This window comes from Curtobacterium sp. PhB136 (assembly GCF_004346855.1).
Lineage (GTDB): Bacteria > Actinomycetota > Actinomycetes > Actinomycetales > Microbacteriaceae > Curtobacterium.
Genome location: NZ_SMGH01000010.1, coordinates 193,730 through 217,495 on the forward strand (window position 1 = coordinate 193,730; position 23,766 = coordinate 217,495).

Consider the following 23,766-nt stretch of genomic DNA (forward strand, 5'->3'; position numbering starts at 1 on the left):
CAAGCCAAGACAAGCTCCGGGTGACCGGTGCATGCACCTCTAGCTCAATTGGCAGAGCAACTGACTCTTAATCAGTGGGTTCTCGGTTCAAGTCCGAGGGGGTGCACCACGATCCGAACCCCTGCTCCGGCAGGGGTTCTCGTGTATCCGGAGGGGGATCGGGGAACGATGATCACCAGGGAGCCCAAGGGCGGAGCGCTCGACGCGGCGGAGCTCGCGCGGCGTCTCAACCTCCTGCTCGACTTCGAGGAGTCGCAGCGCGGCGCGCCGGTGCCGTTCTCCGCGATCGAGGAGTACGTCGACGCCCGGGGCGGATCGCTCTCCCGTGCGAAGTGGACGTACATGATCTCCGGCGCCGGTCGTCGGAACCGCGACACCGAGCTCCTGCAGCTCCTCGCCGGCTTCTTCGAGGTCGACGAGCGCTTCCTGCTCGAGGACAGTGACGTCCCGGAGCGGATCAGTGCGCAGCTCGCCCTCGTGCGGTCGCTCCGGTCGGCACGCGTGAGCGGGTTCGCCGCGCGGACGTTCCCGGGGGAGCTCTCCCCGGAGGCGCTCCGCCGCATCGCCGCGGTGATCGAAGAGGAATCGCAGCGCGGGATCGTCCCGTGAGCACGCGCGCCGGGGACTCCGCGCGGCTCGACGCGTTCTGGGAGCGTGGACGCGCCGAGAGCTGGGCGGACGTCGACCAGGCCGTCACCGCCGCCGCCGAGATCGTCGGGAAGCCGATCGTCGTGCGCGAAGAAGCGTTCCTGGCGTCCGAGCCGGTCTGCGGGTTCGTGGCGACGCTCGAGCGGGCGCACCTCATCATGATCTCGCCGACCTCGTCCGGCACCTTCCGGTCGTTCGTGATCGGCCACGAGCTCGGCCACGTCCTGCACGCCCACCAGGAAGCGTCGGCGCAGTCCGCGTACATCCGCGACGTCATCCCGGACCTGCCGGAGTACAAGGTCGAGCGAGCGATGGCCCGAGGACTCTTCGAGAACGAGTTCGAGCGCGAAGCCGAGCTGTTCGCCGACCGCCTCGCACAGCTCATCCGCGGTCACCGTGACCGGCCGAGCGCCTTCCGGGGGGTCTTCGGGTGACGGCGGTGCTCGCCGTCGTCCAGGCCGTCCTGCTCGTCGCCGGGGCCGTGACGCTGTTCGTGCTGCAGCGCGGGCAGGACCGGACCCTCGCCGTCACGTTCCTGCTCTTCTGCGCGACGATCGTCACGAACGTGGACCCGTTGTACCGCTGGCTCGACCCGCTGTTCGGCGGGTTCAATGTCGTGACGGTGATCAGCGACTGCCTGATGATCGCGGGGACCAGCACGCTGCTGTGGGGTGTGGCGAAGGCCGTCGGTGCCGCCGGTCCCTGGCTCCGGAACGCGATCATCGTCTCCTGCGCGGTCGTCGGTGTCGTGATCGTCACCGCGTTCGTGGTGCTGGACAAGCCGCCGACCACGACGACGTTCATGCTCGTTGCGGGTGACCACGCCGCCGCGGCGGTGTACTCGATCGCGCAGACGCTGTACCTCGGCGTCGCGCTCGGCGCCACCGGGGTGATCTGCGTCCTCCGCGTCCGTGAGGCGCGGACCCGCACCGACCTCGTCGGGCTGTGGGTGCTCGTCGTCGGCGGGCTGTTCGGCGTCGTCCGGATGGTCGTCGTCGTGGTGATGGACCTCGCGCACGTTAGCGGCGACATCGCCGTCACGCGGGCCCTGTCGACGCCGTACGACATCACGACGCCGGGTGCCGTGATCTGCGTCGCCTCCGGGATGCTCCTCCTGGTGATCGGGCACCGCGTCGCCCGCGCCCGGCGTGCGAACGCCGTCGAGTCCGCGATCCGGACGCTCGAGCCCCTGCACACGCGGCTCGGCACCGACAACGAGTACCCGGCGTCGGACGACCCGGCGACCCGTCTCAGCCGGCTCATCGTCGAGATCAACGACGGCGCTCGGAGCTCCCGTGCAGCCCTCAGCGACCGGGAGCGCGCGGTGCTCGCGCGTGCCGAAGCCGCACTGGACGTCGCGTAGCACCCTCCGGCCGTGTAGGGTCTGTAGCAATTGCTACGTTTCTCTGTGGTGATCGCCGGTGGGACTCGGCCGCGTTGGGGGCGGCCGAGCACCACCGATCTCCTCGGTAGGCTGCTGGGGTGTTCGTCTTCGCCGCAGTCGTCCTGTTCGTCGGTGCCCTGTTCAACCTGATCGCCTGGCCGCGCTTCTTCCAGCGGGTCGCGAAGGACTCGCGGGCCCGTGACGCCGCCGGTCGCCCGACCACGTTCTACACGGTGCACCTCGTGCTGCTGCTCGTCGCGCTGGCGATCACCGCCGCCTCCATCGTCGCGGGCATCCTGCTGCTGGTCTGAGCCGACGGCGCACGCGCACGCGCGCGCCCGCGCCCGCGCACCCGCGCACCCGCGCCCGCGCACCCGCCCGCGCCCGCACCCGCGCCCGCGCCCGCGCGGTCCGCTTCAGCCGCGCCTCAGCGCCGCCCGGGACAATACGGACCATGCGTGTGCTGGTGGTCGACGACGAGGTCCGCCTCGCTGACGGCATCCGCCGTGGGCTCGAGGCCGAGGGGTGGGCGGTCGACGTCGCCCACGACGGCATCGACGGGCTCTGGCACGCGCGCGAGTTCACCTACGACGCCGTCGTGCTCGACCTGATGATGCCCGGCATGAGCGGGTGGGCCGTCTGCGAGCAGCTCCGTGCGGAGGAGAACTGGACGCCCGTCCTCATGCTCACCGCCAAGGACGGCGAGTGGGACCAGGTCGAGGCACTCGACGCCGGCGCCGACGACTACGTCACGAAGCCGTTCTCGCACCCGGTGCTCGTGGCCCGACTCCGGGCGCTGGTCCGGCGCGGGACCCGTGCCCGGCCGAGCGTGCTCACGGTGGGTGACCTGCGCCTCGACCCTGCCGCCCGGACGGCATCGCGCGGCGAGGTTCCGCTCGACCTCACGAGCCGGGAGTTCGCGGTGCTGGAGTTCCTGGTCCGCCGAGCCGGCGAGGTCTGTTCGAAGCGCCAGGTGATCGAGAACGTCTGGGACGTCGACTTCGACGGCGACCCGAACATCGTCGAGGTGTACGTCGGGCACCTGCGGCGGAAGGTCGACCGGCCGTTCGGGCGGGCGAGCATCGAGACGGTCCGGGGCGCGGGCTACCGGCTGATGGCCGACGATGCGTGAGCGCAAGAGCCGCCGGCCGCCGAACGCCGGCGGGCCGAACGCCCACCGGCCCCGGAGCGTCCGTGCGCGCACCACCCTCGCCGCGGTCGTCCTGGTCCTCGCCGCGCTCGTGATCGGCTCCGCCGCGTTCGTCGTCGTGCTGCGCCTGGTCCTCGTCGACGGCGTCCGGGCGAGCGCCGAGAGCGGGCTGGAGCAGGCGTCCGCCCGCGTCGAGGCCGACGGCGCCTCCGCGGTCGACGGGTACGACGAGGTCCTCGTGCAGGTCGTCGGCGAGGGCGGCCAGGTCATCGCCCACGGCGACGACGCCGACCCACCCGCGCTCCCGACCGCCGACGAGTCGCGGTACGACCACGACGGTGAACGCTGGCTCCTCGTCGCCGACGACGTCGACCTGCCCGGTGGGTCCGAGGCGACCGTGGTCTTCGGGGCGTCGCTCGACGCGGCGGACACCGCGACGACGGCGGTGACGACCCTGCTGGCGGTGGGCGTCCCGGTGCTCGTGACGCTGATGGGGATCGGGACGTGGATCGTCGTCGGGCGGTCGCTCCGTCCCGTGGAGCGGATCCGCCGCGAGGTCGCGGACGTCGGCGGCGCGTCCCGTGGGGCGCGCGTCCTCGTGCCCGACACCGGGGACGAGGTGGCCCGGCTCGCCGCGACGATGAACGACATGCTCGACCGCCTGGAGCGGTCCGCGGCGGCGCAGCGGCGGTTCGTCTCGGACGCGTCGCACGAACTCCGGTCGCCGATCGCCTCGGTCCGCCAGCACGCCTCGGTCGCGCGGGCGCACCCGGACCGGATGGAGATGACGGAGCTGACCGACGTGGTCCTGGCGGAGAACGACCGGCTCGCGGCCCTGGTCGACGGCCTGCTCGAGCTCTCCCGCCTCGACGAACGGGGCATCGGGGAGCGTCGGCCGGTCGACCTCGACGACATCGTGCTCGCGGAGGTCGCCCGGATCCGGTCTGCCGGTGTCGTCCGGGTGGACGGCTCGGGCATCGGCGCGGCCCGGGTGCTCGGCGACGAGCGGGTCCTCGGACGGGTGGTGCGGAACCTGATCGACAACGCCGCACGGCACGCGTCCACGGGCATCGCCGTCGGCGTCCGCGCGGTGGGTGGCACCGCCGAGCTGGTCGTGGACGACGACGGCGCGGGGGTCCCGCCCGAGGACCGGCAGCGGGTCTTCGACCGCTTCGTCCGGCTCGACGAGGCGCGCGCCCGGGACGACGGCGGTTCCGGACTCGGGCTCGCGATCGTGCGGGACGCGGTGGTGGCGCACGGTGGGACGGTGACGGTCGAGGACGCTCCGACGGGAGGCGCACGGTTCGTCGTGCGCATCGCACTCGGTGGCTGAACAGGCGGCTTCAGGTCTGCTTCAGCACTCCCACGGCACGCTCGTCCCATGAACCTCACCACCACGCCCCGCCTCCGCCGGGCCACCGTCTCCGCCGCCGTCCTGTTTGCCGGGGCACTCGCCGTCACCGGCTGCGCCGGCACCGACTCGGACTCCGGTTCGACCGCCGGGTCCCGCACCTCGTCGTCCGCCACGGCGGGCAGCGGCGGCGCGACGACGACCGCCGCCACGAACGACGCCCTCGCCGCTGCCGTCGCGACCGCTCGTGACGCCGTGGGCTCCGGCACGGTGATCTCGGTCGAGCAGGAGCAGAACGGCACCGCGTGGGAGGTCCTCGTCGTGACGGCCGACCACGCCGAGCACGAGGTCCACACGGACGCCAGCGGGGAGGAGACCACGGGCACGCCGCGCGTGGACGACTCCGACGCCGAGGACCGCGCCGAGAACCAGCGCTTCGTGGACGCGGCCGAGATCGACGTGGTCGACGCCGCCGGCCGACTGCAGGACACCGTCGCAGGGACGGTCACGGAGCTCGGTCTCGACGACCACGCCGGCACGGTCGTCTGGGAGGGTGACGTCCGCGACTCCTCCGGCACGAAGCACAGCATCCGCATCGACGCCGGCTCCGGGGACGTCGTGACGAACACCGTCGACACCGACGACTGACCCCGCACGGCGAGCCGACCGGTGTCGGCGGAGCGGTGTAGACCGGGGCACACCACCCGGACGGGATCGGAGCCGACGATGACCGATGCAACACCGCGCAGCTACCCGCAGGGCGTCCCGAGCTGGATCGAGGCCCGCCACCCGGACCCGGACGCCGCCGCCGCGTTCTACGGCGCGCTCTTCGGCTGGGACCTCGAGGAGCGGATGCCGCCCGGAGCGCCGGGCTCCTACCGGATCGCCACGATCGACGGCCGTGACGTCGGGGCGATCACGACGAGCGAGGACCCGGCGGCCTGGACCACGTACATCGCCGTGGACGACGCCGACCTGACCGCCGCCCGGGTCGTTGCGCTCGGCGGCAGCGCGGGGGAGCGGTGGGACACCGGTCCCGGTGGCAGTGCGGGCCGCGGTGCGGACTGCATCGATCCCCGCGGCGCCGCGTTCTCGCTCTGGCATGCGCGGGAGCGGCTCGGGTCGCAGCACATCAACGCCCCGGGCGGGTGGGTGTTCAGCGACCTGCGGTCCCGCGAGCCAGAGGAGGCGTTCGTCTTCTACGAGCAGCTGTTCGGCTGGCAGGTGTCCGGCATGGACGAGGGGCCGAGCGTGATGGTGCGGCTGCCCGGGTACGGCGACCACCTCGCGGCGACCTCGGACCCGGACATCCGGGAGCGCCAGTTCGGCGCGCCGGAGGGGTTCGCGGACGTCGTCGGTGCGCTCGCTCGGATCGATGACGGACCCGACGACTGGCACGTGTCCTTCAGCGTCGCCGACCGGGACGTCGCAGCGGACCGGGTGGTGGAACTCGGCGGCCGGCTCCTCGGGACCTGGGAGGGCTACTGGACCCGGGCCGCGGAGCTCGAAGACCCCCAGGGCGCGACGTTCCGCGTGACGCAGTTCGCCCCCGACGCGGGCTGAGCGCGGGCCGCCTACGGCTGGGCGCGGAGCCCGCCGACGACGATGTCGAGCAGCCGCCCGGTCTGCTCCGGGTCCTCGGTGTCCCGGGTGGAGAGCAGCACCCCGATGAGCGCCGCCGTGACGTCGTCCGCGACCATGTCGCTCCGGAGGGTCCCGTCGAGCGCCCCCGCGTCGAGGAACCGCTGCACCGCGGCGTTCACGCGTTCCCGCGTGTGTGCCGTCTCGGCCGCTCCGCGGATCGCGCCGACCCGGACGGTCTCCGCCATGCCGCGCTTCGCCGCCACGAACCGGGCGTACCGGTCCGCGAACGCCCGGAGCGCCCGGTCGGCCGGCGGATCGGCGAGCAGCGCGTCGACGGTGCCGAGCACCGCGTCGAGCTCGGCGCCGTAGACCGCCGCGACGAGGTCTTCCCGCGTCGGGAAGTTCCGGTAGAGCGTGCCGATGCCGACCCCGGCCGCGCGGGCGACCGCCTCGAGCGAGGCGTCCTCGCCCGCCGTGGTGAACGCGGTCCGTGCGGCGTCGACGAGCGCGGCGCGGTTCCGTGCAGCATCCGCGCGGGGACGTCGCGTCGTGCCGAGGCTGGACAAAGTGGAGGCTCCTCCGGTTATGCTGCAGTCAAGCGGAGGTTCCTCCGCTTCCCGTCACCCTACCGGAGGCACCCATGCAGCAGCACACCGAGAACACCCGCCCGGGCGGCACGTCCCGGCTCGGCGCCCACGAGGTGGCCCGGATCGGCTACGGCGCGATGGCGCTCGAGCGCTTCGCGGACGACCGGGACGCCGGCGTCGCCCTGCTGCACCGGGCGGCCGAACTCGGCGTCGACCACGTCGACACCGCGGACTTCTACGGGCACAGCGTGGCGAACGACCTGATCCGCCGGGCGTTCGGCAGCGGCGACGCCGTGACGGTCGTCAGCAAGGTCGGCGCGGTCCGGGTCGACGCTCCCGTCCCGCTCGCCCTCGCACAGCGACCCGCCGAGCTCCGTGCCCAGGTCCAGGCGAACCTCCGCACCCTCGGTCGCGATCGCATCGACGTGGTGAACCTCCGCCGTGCTGACCTCGGCCCGGGGCTCGTCGCCGAGGGGGAGCAGCTCGTCGACCTCGACGACCAGCTCGCCGAGATGACCGCGATGCGCGACGAGGGGCTCATCGGCGCGATCGGCGTCAGCGCGGTGTCGGCGGACGTCGTCCGGCGGGCGCTCCCGGCCGGCATCGTGTGCGTGCAGAACGCCTACTCGATGGTCGCCCGCGGATCGGAGGAGCTGCTCGACCTCTGCGTCGCCGAGGGCATCGCCTGGGTGCCGTTCTTCCCGCTCGGCGGGGCGTTCCCGGGGCTGCCGAAGGTCGCGGACGAGCCCGCCGTGCAGCGCATCGCCGCGGAGCTCGGGGTCACGCCCGCGCAGGTCGGACTCGCCTGGCTCCTCGGCCACGCACCGGACGTCCTGCTCATCCCGGGGACGTCGAGCATCGAGCACCTCGAGGAGAACGTCGCCGTCGGGTCGATCGTGCTGGACGCCGCGCAGACGACCGCACTCGACGCCGTGTGGGCCGAGCGGCACGCGCACGCGGCAGCTGCCGAACCCGAGTGGACCGCCTAGGACGACGCGGGTGTCGGCGCGCCGAGCACCCGACGGAGCGCCAGGGCGGCGACCTGCTCGTCGGACGTGTCGAGCAGCACGCGGTAGGTGTCGTCCGGGGTCAGGAACTCGACGCACACGGCGTCGAAGTCGCACGGCTCGATGCGCCAGCCGCGCACCGCGTCCATCGGCACCGCGGTGACCGCGTCCCGCTCGTAGCTCGTCTCGGCGTGCACCCGGTCCGGGAACACCCGGACGCGTCCGACGCTCCCACGCCACGTGAGCTGCAGGTCGAGGGTCGGTGATGCAGAGAGGTCCGGCACCCGCTGATCGTACTGGCGGATGCCGGACCTCCCGGCGACCGTGCGACGCTCGTCGCGCTGCGCGGACAACCGAGGACGTGTTCAGTGCTGGTCGTCGTCCTCCGGCGCTCGGCGCACCTGGTTCGCCGGGTCGCGGCCGGTGATCGGGTACGGACCGGTCACGCCCTGGCGGAGCGCCGCGATGCGGAGGATCCGGTCGCGCTGCAGGAACCAGCCGACGATGAGCAGCGGGATCACGATCACGAGGGACGCGATCGTGTACGTGCCGACGGGGTAGTCGATCGCCATCAGCACGATGACGGACGCCAGGAACGCGAGGGTCAGCCACGAGGTCACCGGGGCGCCGGGGAGCTTGAACGTCGGCTCCTTCGCCAGACCCTGCTTCGCCCAGGAGCGCAGGCGCATCTGGCAGAGGATGATCGTGCCCCACGCCGTGATGATCCCGAGGCTCGCGATGTTCAGCGCGATCTCGAACGCCTGGCTCGGGACGAAGTAGTTCAGCACGACACCGGCCACCGTGAAGCAGGCGGTGAGCAGGATGCCGGCGTAGGGGACCCCGCCGCGGGACATCTTCGTGGTCCACTTCGGTGCCGACCCGTTCATGCCCATCGAGTGCAGGGCGCGGCCGGTGGAGTACAGCCCGGCGTTCAGCGAGGACAGCGCGGCGGTCAGCACGACGAAGTTCATGATCGAGCCGACGACGGCGCCCACCTGCGGGTTCCCGATCGAGGAGAAGAACGTGACGAACGGGCTCTGCCCCTCCTTGTACGCCGTGTAGGGCAGCAGGAGCGAGAGCAGGACGACCGACCCGACGTAGAAGACCGCGATGCGGAAGACCACGGAGTTGATCGCGCGGGGGATGACCTTCTCGGTGTTCTGCGTCTCGCCGGACGCGGTGCCGACGAGCTCGATCGCGGCGTACGCGAACACGACGCCCTGCACGACGAGCACGGTCGGCAGCAGTCCGTTCGGCAGCAGCCCGCCGTTGTCCGCCCAGATCGAGAACCCGGTCTGCACCTGCTGGCCGCCGGCCTCCACCGGGAACGCCCAGATCAGCCAGATGAGTCCGATCACGAGGAAGGCGACGAGCGCGGCGACCTTGATGATCGCGAACCAGAACTCGAGTTCGCCGAACAGCTTCACCGCGACCATGTTGGCGGCGAGCACGACGAGCAGGGCGATCAGCGCGAGGAGCCACTGCGGCGCCGAGGTGAACGCCGACCAGTAGTGCAGGTACACGGCGACCGCGGTGGTGTCGACGATCGACGTCATCGCCCAGTTGAGGAAGTACATCCAGCCGGCCGCGTACGCGAACTTCTCGCCGTAGAACTCGCGGGCGTAGGAGATGAACGACCCCGACGACGGACGGTGCAGGACGAGTTCGCCGAGCGCACGCAGGATGAAGAAGCCGAAGACGCCCGCGATCAGGTACACGACCGCGAGCGCAGGGCCCGCGGTGTGCAGCCGTCCACCGGCGCCGAGGAAGAGCCCGGTGCCGATCGCGCCGCCGATGGCGATCATCTGCAACTGCCGGGGCTTCAGACCGTGCTGGTAGCCCTCTTGCTCGTGCGAGAAGTCGTTCGCGGGCGCTCGGTCCACGCCGGTGTCGTTCTGCGCTGTCATTCCCGTCACGGTACAGGTGCAGCGGAATCGTGGTGCCACGACGAGGACCCTCGATTCGCGATGGGGGACAAGTGTCGTTACCGTTGAACGTCCCCTCAGGGACACCGACGATCAGGACGCGTCCACCGCAGCAGCTGCCGCGGAGGCCGTACGGTCGGCCGGACCGGGGTCGTCCCGAGTACGACCCCCGCGTGCGAGATCGCTCGCCCAGCGCTGACGCGCCGGGCTCGACGCGGTCACGACGAACAGGGTGCCGGACGACCCGTTCGCAACCACACCGTGTCGCCGTGCGCCCGTGCGCCGCGATCACGCGAGGAGTCCCGTTGACCATCGCACCACCCCAGGAAGCGCAGGACCTCCGCACGCCGGAGGACCCGAGCGCGACCCCTGCCGTCCGCGTCCGTGACGTCACCAAGGTGTTCGGCCGTCGCCCAGGCGAGGCCGTCCGCCGTCTCGCCGCCGGCGCATCGCGCGACGACGTCCGCGAGTTCGGCTCCGCGGCCGTCATCGACGCGTCGTTCGACGTCCGACCCGGCGAGATCTTCGTCGTGATGGGCCTCTCCGGCTCCGGCAAGTCGACGCTCATCCGGATGCTGAACGGGCTGCTCGAGCCGACGGCGGGCTCGGTCGAGATCGGCGGCCGGACCATCACGAAGGCCCCGGCGAAGGAGGTCCGGGACATCCGCCGGTCGAGCGTCTCGATGGTGTTCCAGCACTTCGCGCTCCTGCCGCACCGCACCGTCATCGAGAACGTCGCGTACGGCCTCGAGGTGAACGGCGTCGGGAAGGCGGCACGGCTCGCGAAGGCCCGGGAGGTCATCGACCTCGTGGGCCTCGAGGCTTGGGCGGACGCGAAGCCCGACGAGCTCTCCGGCGGCATGCAGCAGCGCGTCGGCATCGCCCGCGCGCTCGCCGCGGAGACCGACGTCCTGCTCATGGACGAGGCGTTCAGCGCCCTCGACCCGCTGATCCGCCGCGAGATGCAGGAGCAGCTCGTCGACCTGCAGCAGCGGCTCGGCAAGACCATCGTCTTCATCACGCACGACCTCAACGAGGCGATGTTCCTCGGCGACCGGATCGCGGTGATGCGTGACGGCCGCATCGTGCAGATCGGCACCCCGGAGGACATCCTCACCGATCCGGCGAACGACTACGTCGCCCAGTTCGTGCAGGACGTCGACCGCGCCCGCGTGCTCACCGCCGCGAGCGTGATGGAGCCGGCGCGCGCCGTCGTGCCGGTCACGGCCGGACCCCGTGGCGCGCTCCGCGTCATGCGAGACCTGCAGACCGCCGCCGTGTTCGTCACCGGCCGCGGCCGCACCCTCGACGGCTGGGTCCGCGACCGCCACGTGATGCGCCAGGTCAAGGCCGGCGACACGAACCTCGACGCGATCGTGAACACCGAGTACGCCCGGGTCGCGCCGGACACCGCGCTCACCGACCTGTTCGAGCTCGCCGTCGAGTCGCCGCTGCCCATCGCGGTCGTCGACGCCGAGGGTCGCCTGCTCGGGGTCGTCCCGCGCGTCACGCTCCTCGCGGCGCTCGGCAACGTCCCGACGACGACCAGCCCCATCCAGACGCTCGAGCCGGTGACCCGCATCTCGAACGACGACCTCGACGAGACGCTCGCCACCACGGAAGGGACGAACGCATGATCACCCCCGGCACCAACTCCTTCGGGGACTTCCACCTGCCGCTCGGCACGTGGGTCGCCGCGGTCGTCGACTGGATCACGACCTACCTGTCCAGCTTCTTCGACGTCGTCCGGTACGTGTTCACCTGGATGGACGCGTGGATGGAGTACTTCCTCTCCACGCCGCCGTTCTGGGTGATCACGCTGATCCTCGTCGCGCTCGCGTTCGTCGCGAAGGGCTGGAAGCTCGCCCTCGGAGCCGCGATCGGCCTGCTGTTCATCGTCAGCGTCGGGCAGTGGACCAACGCGATGGACACCCTGGCGCTCGTCATCGTCGCCGCCGGGCTCGCCGTGGTGTTCAGCATCCCGCTCGGGGTCTGGGCCGCGCGCTCCGACGGTGCCAGCCGGGTGATCCGGCCGGTGCTCGACTTCATGCAGACGACCCCGGCGTTCGTCTACCTCATCCCCGCGCTGCTGCTGTTCCGCGTCGGCGTCGTCCCCGGCATCGTCGCGACCATCGTGTTCGCGATGGCCCCGGGCGTCCGGCTCACCGAGCTCGGCATCCGCGGCGTCCCGAGCGAGGTCGTCGAGGCCGGCGCCGCGTTCGGCTCCAGCCCGTGGCGCATCCTCCGCCAGATCCAGCTGCCGCTCGCGAAGGCCAGCATCATGGCCGGCGTCAACCAGGTCATCATGCTCTCGCTCTCGATGGTCGTCATCGCCGGCATGGTCGGTGCCGGCGGCCTCGGCGAGCAGATCGTCGCGTCGCTGAACCGCATCGACGTCGGACTCGGTGCCGAAGCCGGTCTGTCGGTGGTGGTACTGGCGATCCTGCTGGACCGCCTGACCGCAGCGCTCGGCGGCGGGGCGAGCGGAGCCTCCCGGCTGTGGAAGCGCAGCCGGAAGCCGGCCGTGACCGCGACGCCGAACGCGGCGACCGCCCAGACCGCCGCCACCGCGGAGGCGACCGCCGCCGACCGCCAGACCGTCGACGCGTGAGGAAGGAACCCACCATGAAGCGCACCAAGCGGGTCGTCGCGACCCTCGCCCTCGCCGCCGCGACCGCCGTCGGCCTGACCGCCTGCATGCCGCCCGGCTACTACGGCGCATCCGGCACCGTCGACAACGGCGACCAGAAGTCGATGTCCATCGTCGTGTTCAACGGCTGGGACGAGGACACCGCCGCCAGCCAGCTCTGGAAGTACGTCCTCGACCAGAAGGGCTACGACGTCCAGCTCACCAACGCGGACGTCGCACCCGCCTACCAGGGGCTGTCCTCCGGGGACTACGACGTCGTACTCGACACCTGGCTGCCGAACACGCACAAGCAGTACATGGAGAAGTACGGCGACCAGCTGACCGACCTCGGCGCGTGGAACGAGCAGGCGTCACTCGAGCTCGCCGTGCCTGAGTACTCGAAGATCGACTCCATCGAGGACCTCGAGGCGAACGCCTCGGACTTCGGGAACAAGATCGTCGGCATCGAGCCGGCCGCCGGTGAGACCGCGGTCGTGCAGGACGAGGTGATCCCGCAGTACGGCCTCGGCGGGATGGACTTCATCACGAGCTCGACGCCGGCGATGCTCGCCGACCTCAAGGCCGCGATCGCCAAGAAGGAGGACGTCGTCGTGACCCTGTGGCGTCCGCACTGGGCGTACGACGCGTTCCCGATCAAGGACCTCAAGGACCCGAAGGGCGCGCTCGGCAAGAACGAGGAGATCCACACCATCGCCAAGAAGGACTTCGCCAGCGACTTCCCGCAGGCGTCGAAGTGGATGCGGGACTTCTCGATGGACTCCGACACGCTCTACTCGCTCGAGAACGCGCTCGTGAACAGCGGCGCGACGGCGAGCGAGTACCCCGCGATCACGAAGAAGTGGGCGTCCGAGCACCAGGACTACGCGGATTCGCTCACGTCCTCGAAGTAGCAGCCCCACCCTGACAGGAGGCACGGTGCCGGCTGGCACCGTGCCTCCTGTCCGTTGGTTGCATGGTGGGATGGACATCCTCCTCCGACTCCTCGTCGCGGTCGGGTTCGCCCTGCTCGTGACCGCCGTCGCCTCGCTCGTCCTGCACCTGGTCTTCCGGGCGCTCGGCCGCCGCGAGCGCTGGGCGGCCTCGTTGTCCAGGCGCACGAAGCACCCCACCAGGACCCTGCTGCTCGTCGCGCTGCTGTGGACGGCGTTCGCGTCCTCGATCCCGGACACCGACGCGTACCCGTGGCGGGACACCGTCTCGCACGTGTTCCTCGTCGTCACGATCGGCGTCGGCACCTGGTTCGCCTGCGGGCTCGCGATCTTCCTCGAGAGCCTCGGCCTCCACAAGTACCGCGTCGACGTCCCCGACAACCGCGTCGCACGCCGCATCCGGACGCAGGTCCTCATCCTCCGCCGGCTCACGGTCGCGGTGCTCGTCATCATCGGCGTCGGCGCGATCCTGCTCACGTTCCCCGGTGTCGAGGCGGCGGGCGCGAGCGTCCTCGCCTCCGCCGGACTCATCTCGGTGATCGCCGGGCTCGCGGCGCAGTCCACGCTCGGCAACGTCTTCGCCGGCATGCAGCTGGCGTTCTCCGGCTCGATCCGCGTCGACGACGTCGTCGTGGTCGAGACCCAGTGGGGCCGCATCGAGGAGATCACGCTGACGTACGTGGTCGTGCACCTCTGGGACGACCGCCGGTTCGTGCTGCCGTCGACCTACTTCACGTCGACGCCGTTCGAGAACTGGACCCGGACCAACAGCGAACTGCTCGGCGCGGTGGAGTTCGACCTGGACTGGCGGGTGCGGCCCAGCGAGATGCGCGTCGAGCTCGACCGGATCCTCGACCGCACCGAGCTGTGGGACAAGCGGGTCAAGGTGCTCCAGGTGACCGACGCCGTGCAGGGGTACGTGCGCGTCCGGGTCCTCGCGACGTCGCACGACGCGCCGTCGCTGTTCGACCTGCGCTGCTACATCCGCGAGGAGCTCGTCGACTGGATCCAGCGCACCCACCCGGACGCGCTGCCCGTCCAGCGGGTGCTCATGGTGGACGAGGTCGCGACGCCGCGGCGGCGTGGCGCGTCGACCGCGTCGGACTCGGCGCTGTTCACGCCGGACCAGCAGGACCGCGCCGCCCTGTTCACCGGGCCGATCCAGACGTCCGGGATCCGGCCGTCGGAGCGGTAGACGGCGCGGGAGCCGGCGCGGCCGTCCGCGCTGATCCGGTCGCCACCACGGACGGACGGGAGGCCCGGTGCCAGCTGGCACCGGGCCTCCCGTCCGTCTCGTGGTGACCTCAGATCACGGCTGCTTCGCGCGGACCGCGCGGTCGTCCTCGACGACCGTGCCGATCGCCACGATCGTCGTCGAGAGCCACGCCACCCACGTCAGCGCCAGGCGCCAGTCGCGCGGACCCCGCCTGGTCGTCTGCAGCACGCTGTAGCCGCTGATGATCGAACTCCACACCGCACCGTTGAACAAGAACTTGCGCACGGATTCCTCCTGTCGTCGTCCCGACCACCGTACTGGTCTGTACATTGGAGCGCCGCCGGTCGCGGCCGCGCACCGAGGAGACACATTGCGTCAAGCCGTCATCGGGGGAGCCCTGCTCCTCGTCGGAGCCGTCTGTGTCGCGCTCGGGCTGCTCCCGCTGCCCGACCTCGCCGAGCTGGCAGACCGGGTGCTCCCCGTCCTCGGGTTCGTCCTCGGGCTGACCATCGTGTCCGAACTCGCCGCCGACGCCGGGGTCTTCGACCGCCTGGCCGACGTCGCCGCCCGGATCGGTGGCGGCCGGACGATCGGGCTCTGGGGCGCCGTGGTCGTGCTCGCGGTCCTCTGCACCGTGTTCCTGTCGATCGACACCACCGCGGTGCTGCTCACCCCGATCGTGATCGCCCTGGCCCGGCGGGTCGGGCTGCCGCCGATGCCGTTCGCGCTGACGACCGTCTGGCTCGCCAACACCGCGTCCCTCCTGCTGCCGGTGTCGAACCTGACGAACCTGCTCGCCGTGGACCGGATCGGGCTCGACGGGCCGATCCCGTTCGCCGGGCTGATGGCCTGGCCGGCGCTCGCGGGCGTCGTCGTCCCGTGCGCCGTGCTGCTCGTCGTGTTCCGCGGGAAGCTCTTCGGCCGGTACACGCCGGTGGCGGTCCGGCGGCCGTCCGACCCGGTGTTCTTCGGCGCTGCGTCGGTCGTCCTGGTGGCGCTCGTCATCGCGCTGACCGCCGGCGTCACCGTCTGGATCGCCGCGCTCGCCGCGGCAGCGCTGCTCGTCGTCGTCGCGGCGTTCCGGGCCCCGTCCGAACTCCGGCCGTCACGCGTGCCGTGGTCGACGCTGGTGTTCGCCGCCGGGCTGTTCGTCGTCGTCGAGACCCTGCACACCACCGGCATCACCGACCCGATCGTCCGGGCGCTCTCCGGCGGCACCGGGACCGGGTCGTTGCTGCTGCTCGGGGGAGCGGGCGCGGTGGCGGCGAACGCGATCGACAACCTGCCCGCGTACCTGGTGCTCGAGCCCGCTGCCGGGCATGATGCGCTGCGCTACGCGGCGCTCCTCATCGGGGTGAACGCCGGGTGCCTCATCACGCCGTGGGCCTCGCTCGCGACGCTGCTCTGGCACGCGCGGCTGTCGGCGGAGGGCATCCGGCTCTCGTGGGGGCGCTACATGGCGCTCGGCTGCGTGGTCGCCCCGCTCACGGTGGTCGCCGGCGTCCTGGCGCTCGCGCTGTAGCGCGGCTGCGCCTCGCACCGTGCGACGTCAGCGTGCGACGTCAGCGTGCCGCGGCTACAGCCAGTCGCGGGCCTTGAAGACCCGGTAGAGCACGAGCGACGACACCACGATGAGCGCGACCGAGACGAGCAGTCCGCTCCACTGCCCCTCGCCCGGGAACGTGACGTTCTGCCCGAAGAACCCCGTGATCGCGGTCGGGATCGCGATGATCGCCGCCCAGCTCGTCACCTTCTTCATCACCGTGTTCTGGCGGTTCGACGCCAGGTTGAGGTTCGTGTCCAGCACGCTCGACACGGCGTCCCGCAGCTGGTCGACCGAGTCCGCGATGGTGACGAGGTGGTCCTCGACGTCCCGGAAGTACGGCCGGATCCCGTCCGAGATCGTCTCCGCGTCGCCGTGCAGCAGCGACCCGACGCTGTCCTTCGTCGGGACCACCAGCCGCCGGAGCACCCCGAGTGCCTTGCGCAGCCCGAACGAGCGGCGCTGGATCTGCTTCTCGCGGGCATCACCGCGCTCGAAGAGGTCGTCCTCGAGCGTGTCGATGTCCTTCTCGATCGCCTCGACCGTGGCGCTGGCGTGGTCGACCACGGCATCGAGGAGCGCCCACACGAGCCACGGGACCCCGTGGTCCGACATGTCGACGTTCGCCTGGAGCCGCCGCTCCATCGCGCTCGCGTCCACGTCGGCGCCGTGGATCGTGACCAGGGCGCGCCGCGTCACGAAGGCCTTCACCTCGTGCGTGACGAGCTCTCCCTCGTCGTCCCGACCGCTGACGTCGTAGACGACGAGGAAGAGGCTGTCACGGTACCGGTCGAGCTTCGGGCGCTGCCCGCGCTCCACCGCGTCCTCCACGGCGAGCGCGTGGATGCCGAGCTCCTGCTCGATCTGCTCGAGGTCGGCGGCGCTGGGGTCGGTGTAGTCGACCCACACGACGACGTCCTCGTCGGCGACGAGGTCCGACACCCGCTCGATCGGGAAGTCCCGCTCCGATGCCGAACCGTTCCGCCACGAGCGTGTGCTGACCATGCGCCCGAGCCTACTGACGGGCTCAGTACCCGGCGACGAGCTTGCCGTCCTCGACCTTCAGGTACTCGTAGACATCGAAGGAGTCCTCGTCGTGACCGGCGTCGCCGAAGAACGACTTGTAGTCGTAGGCGACGACCCCGTCCGACGTGCTCGTCACCTGCACGCTGCCGGAGCCCGAGGTCTCGACCTTGAGCTCCGGCATCGTCGTGACCCGGTACTTCACGGCGCCGTCGGCGTCGTAGGGGCCGTACCAGGGGCACCCGTCCAGCGCGGAGACGTCGGTCTTCGCGGCGCACGCGGTGATCTGGTCCGTGACGAACGCCTCCGCGTCCGTCGTGAGCTGCTTCGTGGCCTTCGGCTCGAAGTCGACGTACGGGCTGGTGGAGGCGCCGACGGACACCGTCTTCGTGCCGCCGGTGAAGTACTTCGACCCGCCGACCTGCACGCTGTAGGTGCCCGGGTACGCCAGCGAGCGGAAGGAACCGTCGCTGATCTTCCCGATCCGCTTCCCGCCGACACTCACGGGAGCGCCCTCGAGCGCCGACGCGGCGGTGATCGACACGGTGTCCGCGAGCGGGGTCGTCACGCGCCACTCGTCCTTCACGAGCCAGCTCGTCCCGGTGCGGCGCAGCTCGACCTGGCCGGAGCGGTTCTTGCCGCCCTGCGTGTAGGTGACCGTCGCGGTGGCGCGGTCCCCGGCGGTGGTGACACGGCCCACGCGGACGTCGCTCGGACGGTTCTCCGCGCTCTTCAGGACGGTGGCGTCGAGCATCGCGGCGTCGTCCGGGACCTCGCTCATGTCCTCGGCCGTGGCGGCGTCACCGCGTGCGATCGCGTCGACGTAGTTCCGGACCGTCGGTGCCGGTCCCCAGACGTTCGAGCGGAGCACCCCGGTGGTGACGGCGCCCGCGACGATCACGACGACGACGGCACCGCCGGCGATCAGGGACCGGACGAGGACCTTCTTCGCCCGCGGCGACATCGGCGCGGCGGCGCTCGCCGACGCCCCGACGAACGGAGCGGACGTCCCGGCGCCCCAGCCGGCCGGAGCACCCTCGGTCGCAGCGCCGTCAGCGGCAGCCCCGCCCGCGGCACCGGGCGTGGCCGACCACGACGGCACGGCGACGGCCCGCGGGTCCGACCCGACGAGCCGTGACGTCACCAGCAGCACGCGACCACCGAGCAGGGGGAGGAGCACCGGCGCGAGGTACCGCGCGACGACCTCGATCGCCCCGCCCCACAGCGCGAACACGATCGGCGTCCACGGTGCGACGCCCATCGACCCGGTCCCGGAGACGGCGCTCGACCCGGTCGCGCTGTACGAGAACACCCCGGTTCCGAGCACGAAGAGGACCAGTCCGGCGACGAGCCAGACCGCGGGCGTGACGACCCAGTCGAGCGTCGTGCGTGCCCGGTCGTTGCGGCGGACGGCGAGCGCGAGTCCCGCGGCGACCGCGGTCACCAGGACGAGGAGCACGACGAGCCAGAGCCAGCCGGAGGACCCGCTGAACACGGACGCGGTCTGCGTGACGCCACCGGCGCCCGCGACGCCGACCCCGCCGAGGAACCCGAGGGCGACGAGGGCGATCGACAGGTTGCCGATGACGAGCGGGAGCGCGGCGCCCCACGACGGCTGGGCGACCAGGGCGACCACGATCAGGACGACCGCGACGAGGACGACGACGGCCCCGATCTGGAACACGGCCACCCGGGCGGTGCCGAGGACCCGGGTGGCGAGCACCCGACCGCGAGCGAGCACCGCGGGGCTCGCGAGGAACGCGGACAGCGCACCGACGACGAACGCGCCGAGGATGCTGCCGACGCCGACGGCGTGCACGGCACTGATCGCGACGCCGGACGACGACGGGAAGCGGATGGCGAGCACGAGGCCGGCGAGCGTGGTGAAGGCGGTGAGCACGAGGCCGGTGACGACTGACGTGACGACGAGCTGCCAGGTCCCGAGGGCACGGCTGCGGACCCGGCGGGTGAGCACCACCGCGAGGACGACCTGTGCGGCGAGGACCAGCGCGGGGACGAACCCGAGCGACGCGGCACCGGAGACCCCGAGCAGCGGGATCGACCCGGCGAGGTGCAGGCGACCGAAGTCGGCGAGGGCGACGAGCTGCGCGGGCGCGCCGAGCAGCACGCTGACGCCGGAGAGGAGGCTCTGCACGTCCGGCGCGGCGCTGCCGAGCGTCGACCCGGAGTCGGGCAGGGTGGCGCCGCCGATCGACGAGTCGCCCGAGCCGCCGGCGGCCGCCACGGCCACCGTCAGCAGGAGCGAGATCCCGGCGACGACGTACGCCGCGACCCAGGCACCGACGCCGGCGAGCACGGCGGCGAGCCAGTCACGCCCGCCGATCGACCGGAGCAGCCGTCCGAACGGATCGCTCGCACCGGAACCGGCAGGACCGGCACCAGAGCCAGGTACGGGCGGACCGGGCACGCCAGGGTTGTCGCTCACGGCGGATTCCTCTCCGGCCGGGCAGCCGCGCACCGCCCTCCGGCACGCTGTGTCCCCCCGACACGGGATGCAGCATATGGGAAGCCGCGGATCCACCGGGAATCCGCTGTCGGCGCGCTGGTAGTTTCGACCCGTGTCAGCACCTCACAGTTCGTCCAGCAAGTACTCCTTCGTCGTGGCCTCGAACCGGCTCCCCGTGGACCGCGTCGTCGACGAGGACGGCAACGAAGGCTGGCGGCACTCGCCCGGTGGACTGGTCACCGCGCTCGAGCCGGTGATGCGTGCGAACGACGGCGCCTGGGTCGGCTGGGTCGGCCAGCCCGACGTCGAGGTCGAGCCGTTCGACAACGAGGGCATCCACATCGTCCCGGTCCCGCTCAGCGGTTCCGACGTCGAGGACTACTACGAGGGCTTCAGCAACGACACCCTCTGGCCGCTCTACCACGACGTGATCGAGCACCCGAGCTACCACCGCGACTGGTGGAACGCGTACAAGAGCGTGAACAAGCGCTTCGCGGAGCAGATCGCCGAGATCACCGAGCAGGACGGCATCGTCTGGGTGCAGGACTACCAGCTGCAGCTCGTCCCGGCGCTCCTCCGCGAACTCCGCCCGGACGTGACGATCGGCTTCTTCAACCACATCCCGTTCCCGCCGGTCGGCATCTACGCGCAGCTCCCGTGGCGTGCGCAGATCCTCGACGGGCTGCTCGGCGCGGACGTGATCGGCTTCCAGCGCCACGACGACGCCAGCGACTTCCTCCGTGCCGTCCGGCACATCAAGGGCTACACGACCAAGGGCACCACGATCGACGTCCCCGTCGACGACCCGCAGGCTCCGCGGAGCCGCAAGGGCATCACGGTGCGCCACGTCGAGGCCCGGCACTTCCCGATCTCGATCGACGCGGAGAGCTTCGAGGACATCGCGCGGAAGCCCGAGGTCCAGGAACGTGCCCGTGAGATCCGCGAGGGCCTCGGCAACCCGAAGACGGTCCTCCTCGGCGTGGACCGGCTCGACTACACCAAGGGCATCCGGCACCGGATCAAGGCGTTCGGTGAGCTCATCGAGGACGGCCGCATCAAGGTCGAGGACGCCACCCTGGTGCAGGTCGCGAGCCCGAGCCGTGAGCGCGTCGACACCTACCGGACCCTCCGCGACGAGATCGAGCTGAGCGTCGGCCGGATCAACGGCGACCTCGGCACGATCGGCCACCAGCCGATCTCGTACCTGCACCACGGCTACCCGCGCGAGGAGATGGTCGCGCTCTACCTGGCCGCCGACATCATGCTCGTGACCGCCCTCCGCGACGGCATGAACCTCGTCGCGAAGGAGTACGTCGCGACGCGCTTCGACAACGACGGCGTGCTGATCCTCTCCGAGTTCGCCGGGGCCGCCGACGAACTCAAGCAGGCCGTGATCATCAACCCGCACGACATCGGCGCCATGAAGGACTCGATCGAGCGTGCGATCGAGATGCCCCGTCGCGAGCGCTCCACGCGGATGCGCGCGCTCCGGAAGCGCGTCCGGGACAACGACGTGGCCCGCTGGTCGCGCTCGTTCCTCGAAGCGCTCGACCGCCACGCCCCACGGAACGCCCGCATCGACCCGTCGGCGACGGATCCCGCGGACCGTCACCGCGAGGCCCAGACCGACAACATGTCGATCTTCGACCAGGACGCCCAGAAGGCGCGTGCTGCTGAGGACACCCGGGAGGCCCGTGATGCCTGAGACGACCACCAACGTCGACGAGACGACGACCCCAGAGCTCGACACGGCCCTCGCGGACCTGGCTGCGGCCGACCGCCTGCTGGTCGCGTTGGACTTCGACGGCACCCTGGCGCCGTTCGCGGACGACCCGTCCCAGGTCGGCGCCCTGCCGGGCAGCTGGGCCGCGGTGCTGACGCTGCAGCGCGCGAAGGACACCGAGGTGGTGCTGGTCTCCGGCCGGCCGCTCGGCAGCCTCGCGCGGGTCACGCACGCCCCGGACGACATGTCGCTCGTCGGCTCGCACGGTGTGGAGTGGCGCGTCGACGGCCACGACGAAGCCGCGCTGACCGAGGACGAGCAGGCACGGGTGGCCCGCATCGGTGCCGCCCTCGACGAAGTGGGCGCACGGTTCCCCGGTGTCGTCATCGAGCACAAGCCCGCCGGGCACGGCGTGCACACCCGACGTGTGAGCGCCGAGGTCGCGGCCGAGGCGAACGCCGCGGCCAGCCGGGCGGCGCACGACGCCGACCCGGAGGTCCTCGAACGTGGCGGCAAGGACATCGTCGAGTTCGCCGTCCGGCACGTCACGAAGGGCGACGCCATCGCCCGGCTGCGGGACCTCCGTGGCGCGGACGGGGTGTTCTTCGCCGGCGACGACGTCACCGACGAGGACGCCTTCCGCGTGCTGGGTGCCGGTGACGTCGGCGTGAAGGTGGGGGAGGGCGACACGCTCGCGGGGTACCGCGTGAGCGATCCTGCGGCCCTGACCGACGTCCTGAAGCAGCTCGCCCGCCTGCGGGCCACGCGCTGAGACCCGAGCCGAGCCTCCCGTCCGATGATCGGAACCATGCATATGCATGAAGGTGCACGATTGGTATCCCAATCGGTCCTAGACTCGCTCCATGCCTGATATCGACGTCAAGCCGCGTAGCCGAGTCGTCACCGACGGGATCGAAGCAACCACCTCGCGTGGCATGCTGCGCGCCGTCGGGATGGGGGACGAGGACTGGGAGAAGCCGCAGATCGGCATCGCCTCGTCCTGGAACGAGATCACCCCCTGCAACCTGAGCCTCGACCGGCTCGCCCAGGGCGCCAAGGAAGGCGTCCACGGCGGTGGCGGGTACCCGCTCCAGTTCGGCACCATCTCCGTCTCGGACGGCATCTCGATGGGCCACGAGGGCATGCACTTCTCCCTCGTCTCGCGCGAGGTCATCGCGGACAGCGTCGAGACCGTCGTCAACGCGGAGCGCCTCGACGGCACCGTGCTGCTCGCCGGCTGCGACAAGTCGCTCCCCGGCATGCTGATGGCCGCCGCGCGTCTCGACCTCGCGAGCGTCTTCCTCTACGCGGGCTCGGTCATGCCGGGCTACGTGAAGCAGGCCGACGGCACGATGAAGGAAGTCACGATCATCGACTCCTTCGAGGGCGTCGGCGCCTGCAAGGCCGGCACCATGAGCGAAGAAGAGCTCAAGAAGATCGAGTGTGCGATCGTCCCCGGCGAAGGCGCCTGCGGCGGGATGTACACCGCGAACACGATGGCGTCGGTCGCCGAAGCACTCGGGATGTCGCTCCCGGGCTCGGCCGCGCCGCCCAGCGCCGACCGCCGCCGCGACTACTACGCGCACCGCTCCGGCGAGGCCGTGGTGAACATGCTCAAGCACGGCATCACCGCGCGCCAGATCCTGACGAAGGAGGCGTTCGAGAACGCGATCGCCGTCGCGATGGCCCTCGGAGGCTCCACCAACGTCGTCCTGCACCTGCTGGCGATCGCGCACGAGGCCGAGGTCGAGCTGGACCTCGACGACTTCAACCGCATCGGCTCCAAGGTCCCGCACCTGGCCGACATGAAGCCGTTCGGCAAGTACGTCATGGTCGACGTCGACCGCAACGGCGGCATCCCGGTGATCATGAAGGCGCTGCTCGACGCCGGGCTCCTGCACGGCGAGTGCATGACCGTCACGGGCAAGACCGTCGCCGAGAACCTGGCCGAGATCGACCCGCCGGAGCTCGACGGCGAGGTCTTCCGCAAGCTCGACAACCCGATCCACGAGACCGGCGGCCTGACGATCCTGCAGGGCTCCTTCGCACCAGAGGGTGCCGTCGTGAAGACCGCGGGCTTCGACGCCTCGGTGTTCGAGGGCCCCGCGCGGGTGTTCGACCGCGAGCGCTCCGCCATGGACGCCCTCACCGAGGGGCGGATCCAGAAGGGCGACGTCGTCGTCATCCGGTACGAGGGTCCGAAGGGCGGCCCGGGCATGCGCGAGATGCTCGCCATCACGGCGGCCATCAAGGGCGCGGGTCTCGGCAAGGATGTACTACTGTTGACCGACGGCAGATTCTCAGGCGGCACAACCGGCCTGTGCATCGGCCACATCGCACCGGAAGCAGTGGACGCAGGTCCAGTTGCCTTCGTGCGCGATGGCGACCGCATCCGTGTCGACATCGCGGCTCGCACGCTCGACCTACTGGTCGACCCTGCCGAGCTGGCATCCCGCCGTGACGGCTGGGAACCGCTGCCCCCGCGCTACACCCGCGGAGTCCTCGCGAAGTACGCCAAGCTCGTCCAGTCCGCCGCCAAGGGCGCGGTCACGGGCTAGCGTTCGACACCCGCACCACCG

General features: G+C 71.3%; 23 protein-coding genes and 1 tRNA gene. 18 read left to right on the forward strand and 6 right to left on the reverse strand.

The annotated features are described in order from the left end of the window. Nucleotides 1-33: 33 nt before the first annotated feature. From EDF27_RS17840 to EDF27_RS17880, 9 genes are all read left to right on the forward strand, one after another. Nucleotides 34-109: transfer RNA gene (locus EDF27_RS17840), tRNA-Lys, on the forward strand. Nucleotides 110-168: 59 nt separating this feature from the next. After that, nucleotides 169-609 carry a hypothetical protein gene (locus tag EDF27_RS17845; RefSeq protein ID WP_123656171.1) on the forward strand — a complete coding sequence of 147 codons (441 nt, stop codon included), beginning with the start codon at nucleotides 169-171 and terminating at the stop codon, nucleotides 607-609. Continuing rightward, entirely contained in the window at nucleotides 606-1,082 is a 477-nt protein-coding gene (locus tag EDF27_RS17850) for an ImmA/IrrE family metallo-endopeptidase (RefSeq protein ID WP_165931560.1), read from the forward strand. Before EDF27_RS17845 ends, EDF27_RS17850 begins: the two co-directional genes overlap by 4 nt. 5 nt (nucleotides 1,083-1,087) lie before the next feature. Then, nucleotides 1,088-2,011 carry a hypothetical protein gene (locus EDF27_RS17855; RefSeq protein WP_132050296.1) on the forward strand — a complete coding sequence of 308 codons (924 nt, stop codon included), beginning with the start codon at nucleotides 1,088-1,090 and terminating at the stop codon, nucleotides 2,009-2,011. Between the two features lie 119 nt (nucleotides 2,012-2,130). After that, nucleotides 2,131-2,343, forward strand: a complete 213-nt coding sequence (locus EDF27_RS17860) for a hypothetical protein (protein WP_132050298.1) — start codon at nucleotides 2,131-2,133, stop codon at nucleotides 2,341-2,343. A 143-nt stretch (nucleotides 2,344-2,486) separates the two neighbouring features. Next, nucleotides 2,487-3,164, forward strand: coding sequence for a response regulator transcription factor (locus tag EDF27_RS17865; protein WP_132050300.1), 678 nt, complete (start codon nucleotides 2,487-2,489; stop codon nucleotides 3,162-3,164). Next, complete coding sequence (locus EDF27_RS17870) at nucleotides 3,157-4,515, forward strand: HAMP domain-containing sensor histidine kinase (RefSeq protein WP_132050302.1); 1,359 nt, start codon at nucleotides 3,157-3,159, stop codon at nucleotides 4,513-4,515. The genes EDF27_RS17865 and EDF27_RS17870 overlap by 8 nt, the downstream gene beginning before the upstream one ends. A gap of 48 nt (nucleotides 4,516-4,563) precedes the next feature. Next, entirely contained in the window at nucleotides 4,564-5,181 is a 618-nt protein-coding gene (locus EDF27_RS17875) for a PepSY domain-containing protein (RefSeq protein ID WP_132050304.1), read from the forward strand. Nucleotides 5,182-5,259: 78 nt separating this feature from the next. Next, on the forward strand, nucleotides 5,260-6,096 hold the full coding sequence (locus EDF27_RS17880) for a VOC family protein (protein ID WP_132050306.1): 837 nt from the start codon (nucleotides 5,260-5,262) through the stop codon (nucleotides 6,094-6,096). An 11-nt stretch (nucleotides 6,097-6,107) separates the two neighbouring features. Here the strand turns inward: EDF27_RS17880 and EDF27_RS17885 are convergent, their stop codons facing one another. After that, nucleotides 6,108-6,683, reverse strand: a complete 576-nt coding sequence (locus tag EDF27_RS17885; RefSeq protein ID WP_132050308.1) for a TetR/AcrR family transcriptional regulator — start codon at nucleotides 6,681-6,683, stop codon at nucleotides 6,108-6,110. Between the two features lie 74 nt (nucleotides 6,684-6,757). Here EDF27_RS17885 and EDF27_RS17890 point away from each other — a divergent pair, with 74 nt between their 5' ends. Next, nucleotides 6,758-7,693, forward strand: a complete 936-nt coding sequence (locus tag EDF27_RS17890) for an aldo/keto reductase (protein ID WP_132050310.1) — start codon at nucleotides 6,758-6,760, stop codon at nucleotides 7,691-7,693. On the opposite strand, the gene EDF27_RS17895 is transcribed toward EDF27_RS17890, so the two are convergent. Then, the gene (locus EDF27_RS17895; protein WP_123656181.1) at nucleotides 7,690-7,995 is read right to left on the reverse strand and encodes a hypothetical protein; all 306 of its coding nucleotides are present in this window, start codon (nucleotides 7,993-7,995) and stop codon (nucleotides 7,690-7,692) included. The two genes, EDF27_RS17890 and EDF27_RS17895, sit on opposite strands and share 4 nt — an antisense overlap. A gap of 81 nt (nucleotides 7,996-8,076) precedes the next feature. Continuing rightward, complete coding sequence (locus tag EDF27_RS17900; protein WP_123702527.1) at nucleotides 8,077-9,618, reverse strand: amino acid permease; 1,542 nt, start codon at nucleotides 9,616-9,618, stop codon at nucleotides 8,077-8,079. A 329-nt stretch (nucleotides 9,619-9,947) separates the two neighbouring features. On the opposite strand from EDF27_RS17900, the gene EDF27_RS17905 reads away from it, so the two are divergent. The 4 genes from EDF27_RS17905 to EDF27_RS17920 all read left to right on the forward strand — a co-directional run bounded on the left by EDF27_RS17905 (nucleotide 9,948) and on the right by EDF27_RS17920 (nucleotide 14,410). Then, nucleotides 9,948-11,273 carry a glycine betaine/L-proline ABC transporter ATP-binding protein gene (locus EDF27_RS17905; RefSeq protein WP_123702669.1) on the forward strand — a complete coding sequence of 442 codons (1,326 nt, stop codon included), beginning with the start codon at nucleotides 9,948-9,950 and terminating at the stop codon, nucleotides 11,271-11,273. Beyond that, the gene (locus EDF27_RS17910; protein WP_132050313.1) at nucleotides 11,270-12,247 is read left to right on the forward strand and encodes a proline/glycine betaine ABC transporter permease; all 978 of its coding nucleotides are present in this window, start codon (nucleotides 11,270-11,272) and stop codon (nucleotides 12,245-12,247) included. The genes EDF27_RS17905 and EDF27_RS17910 overlap by 4 nt, the downstream gene beginning before the upstream one ends. Before the next feature lie 14 nt (nucleotides 12,248-12,261). Next, a complete protein-coding gene (locus EDF27_RS17915; RefSeq protein WP_132050315.1) occupies nucleotides 12,262-13,176 on the forward strand; it encodes a glycine betaine ABC transporter substrate-binding protein in 915 nt (304 codons plus the stop codon). A gap of 70 nt (nucleotides 13,177-13,246) precedes the next feature. After that, nucleotides 13,247-14,410: a mechanosensitive ion channel domain-containing protein gene (locus EDF27_RS17920; protein WP_132050317.1), complete on the forward strand. Its 1,164-nt coding sequence runs from the start codon at nucleotides 13,247-13,249 to the stop codon at nucleotides 14,408-14,410. A gap of 114 nt (nucleotides 14,411-14,524) precedes the next feature. On the opposite strand, the gene EDF27_RS17925 is transcribed toward EDF27_RS17920, so the two are convergent. Further along, nucleotides 14,525-14,716 (reverse strand): hypothetical protein, encoded by a 192-nt coding sequence (locus EDF27_RS17925; protein WP_123656186.1) that lies wholly within the window; start codon nucleotides 14,714-14,716, stop codon nucleotides 14,525-14,527. A gap of 85 nt (nucleotides 14,717-14,801) precedes the next feature. Here EDF27_RS17925 and EDF27_RS17930 point away from each other — a divergent pair, with 85 nt between their 5' ends. Next, nucleotides 14,802-15,953: an SLC13 family permease gene (locus tag EDF27_RS17930; protein WP_132050319.1), complete on the forward strand. Its 1,152-nt coding sequence runs from the start codon at nucleotides 14,802-14,804 to the stop codon at nucleotides 15,951-15,953. A gap of 54 nt (nucleotides 15,954-16,007) precedes the next feature. On the opposite strand, the gene EDF27_RS17935 is transcribed toward EDF27_RS17930, so the two are convergent. Both EDF27_RS17935 and EDF27_RS17940 read right to left on the reverse strand, forming a co-directional pair. Then, entirely contained in the window at nucleotides 16,008-16,979 is a 972-nt protein-coding gene (locus tag EDF27_RS17935) for a magnesium transporter CorA family protein (RefSeq protein WP_123656188.1), read from the reverse strand. A gap of 22 nt (nucleotides 16,980-17,001) precedes the next feature. Then, nucleotides 17,002-19,443, reverse strand: a complete 2,442-nt coding sequence (locus EDF27_RS17940; RefSeq protein ID WP_132050321.1) for a hypothetical protein — start codon at nucleotides 19,441-19,443, stop codon at nucleotides 17,002-17,004. 133 nt (nucleotides 19,444-19,576) lie between these two features. Here EDF27_RS17940 and otsA point away from each other — a divergent pair, with 133 nt between their 5' ends. From otsA to ilvD, 3 genes are all read left to right on the forward strand, one after another. Then, on the forward strand, nucleotides 19,577-21,169 hold the full coding sequence (gene otsA, locus EDF27_RS17945) for an alpha,alpha-trehalose-phosphate synthase (UDP-forming) (RefSeq protein WP_123656190.1): 1,593 nt from the start codon (nucleotides 19,577-19,579) through the stop codon (nucleotides 21,167-21,169). Beyond that, the gene (gene otsB / locus EDF27_RS17950) at nucleotides 21,162-21,959 is read left to right on the forward strand and encodes a trehalose-phosphatase (RefSeq protein ID WP_132050323.1); all 798 of its coding nucleotides are present in this window, start codon (nucleotides 21,162-21,164) and stop codon (nucleotides 21,957-21,959) included. The genes otsA and otsB overlap by 8 nt, the downstream gene beginning before the upstream one ends. Nucleotides 21,960-22,050: 91 nt before the next feature. Continuing rightward, nucleotides 22,051-23,745 (forward strand): dihydroxy-acid dehydratase, encoded by a 1,695-nt coding sequence (gene ilvD / locus EDF27_RS17955; RefSeq protein ID WP_132050325.1) that lies wholly within the window; start codon nucleotides 22,051-22,053, stop codon nucleotides 23,743-23,745. Nucleotides 23,746-23,766 lie beyond the last annotated feature (21 nt).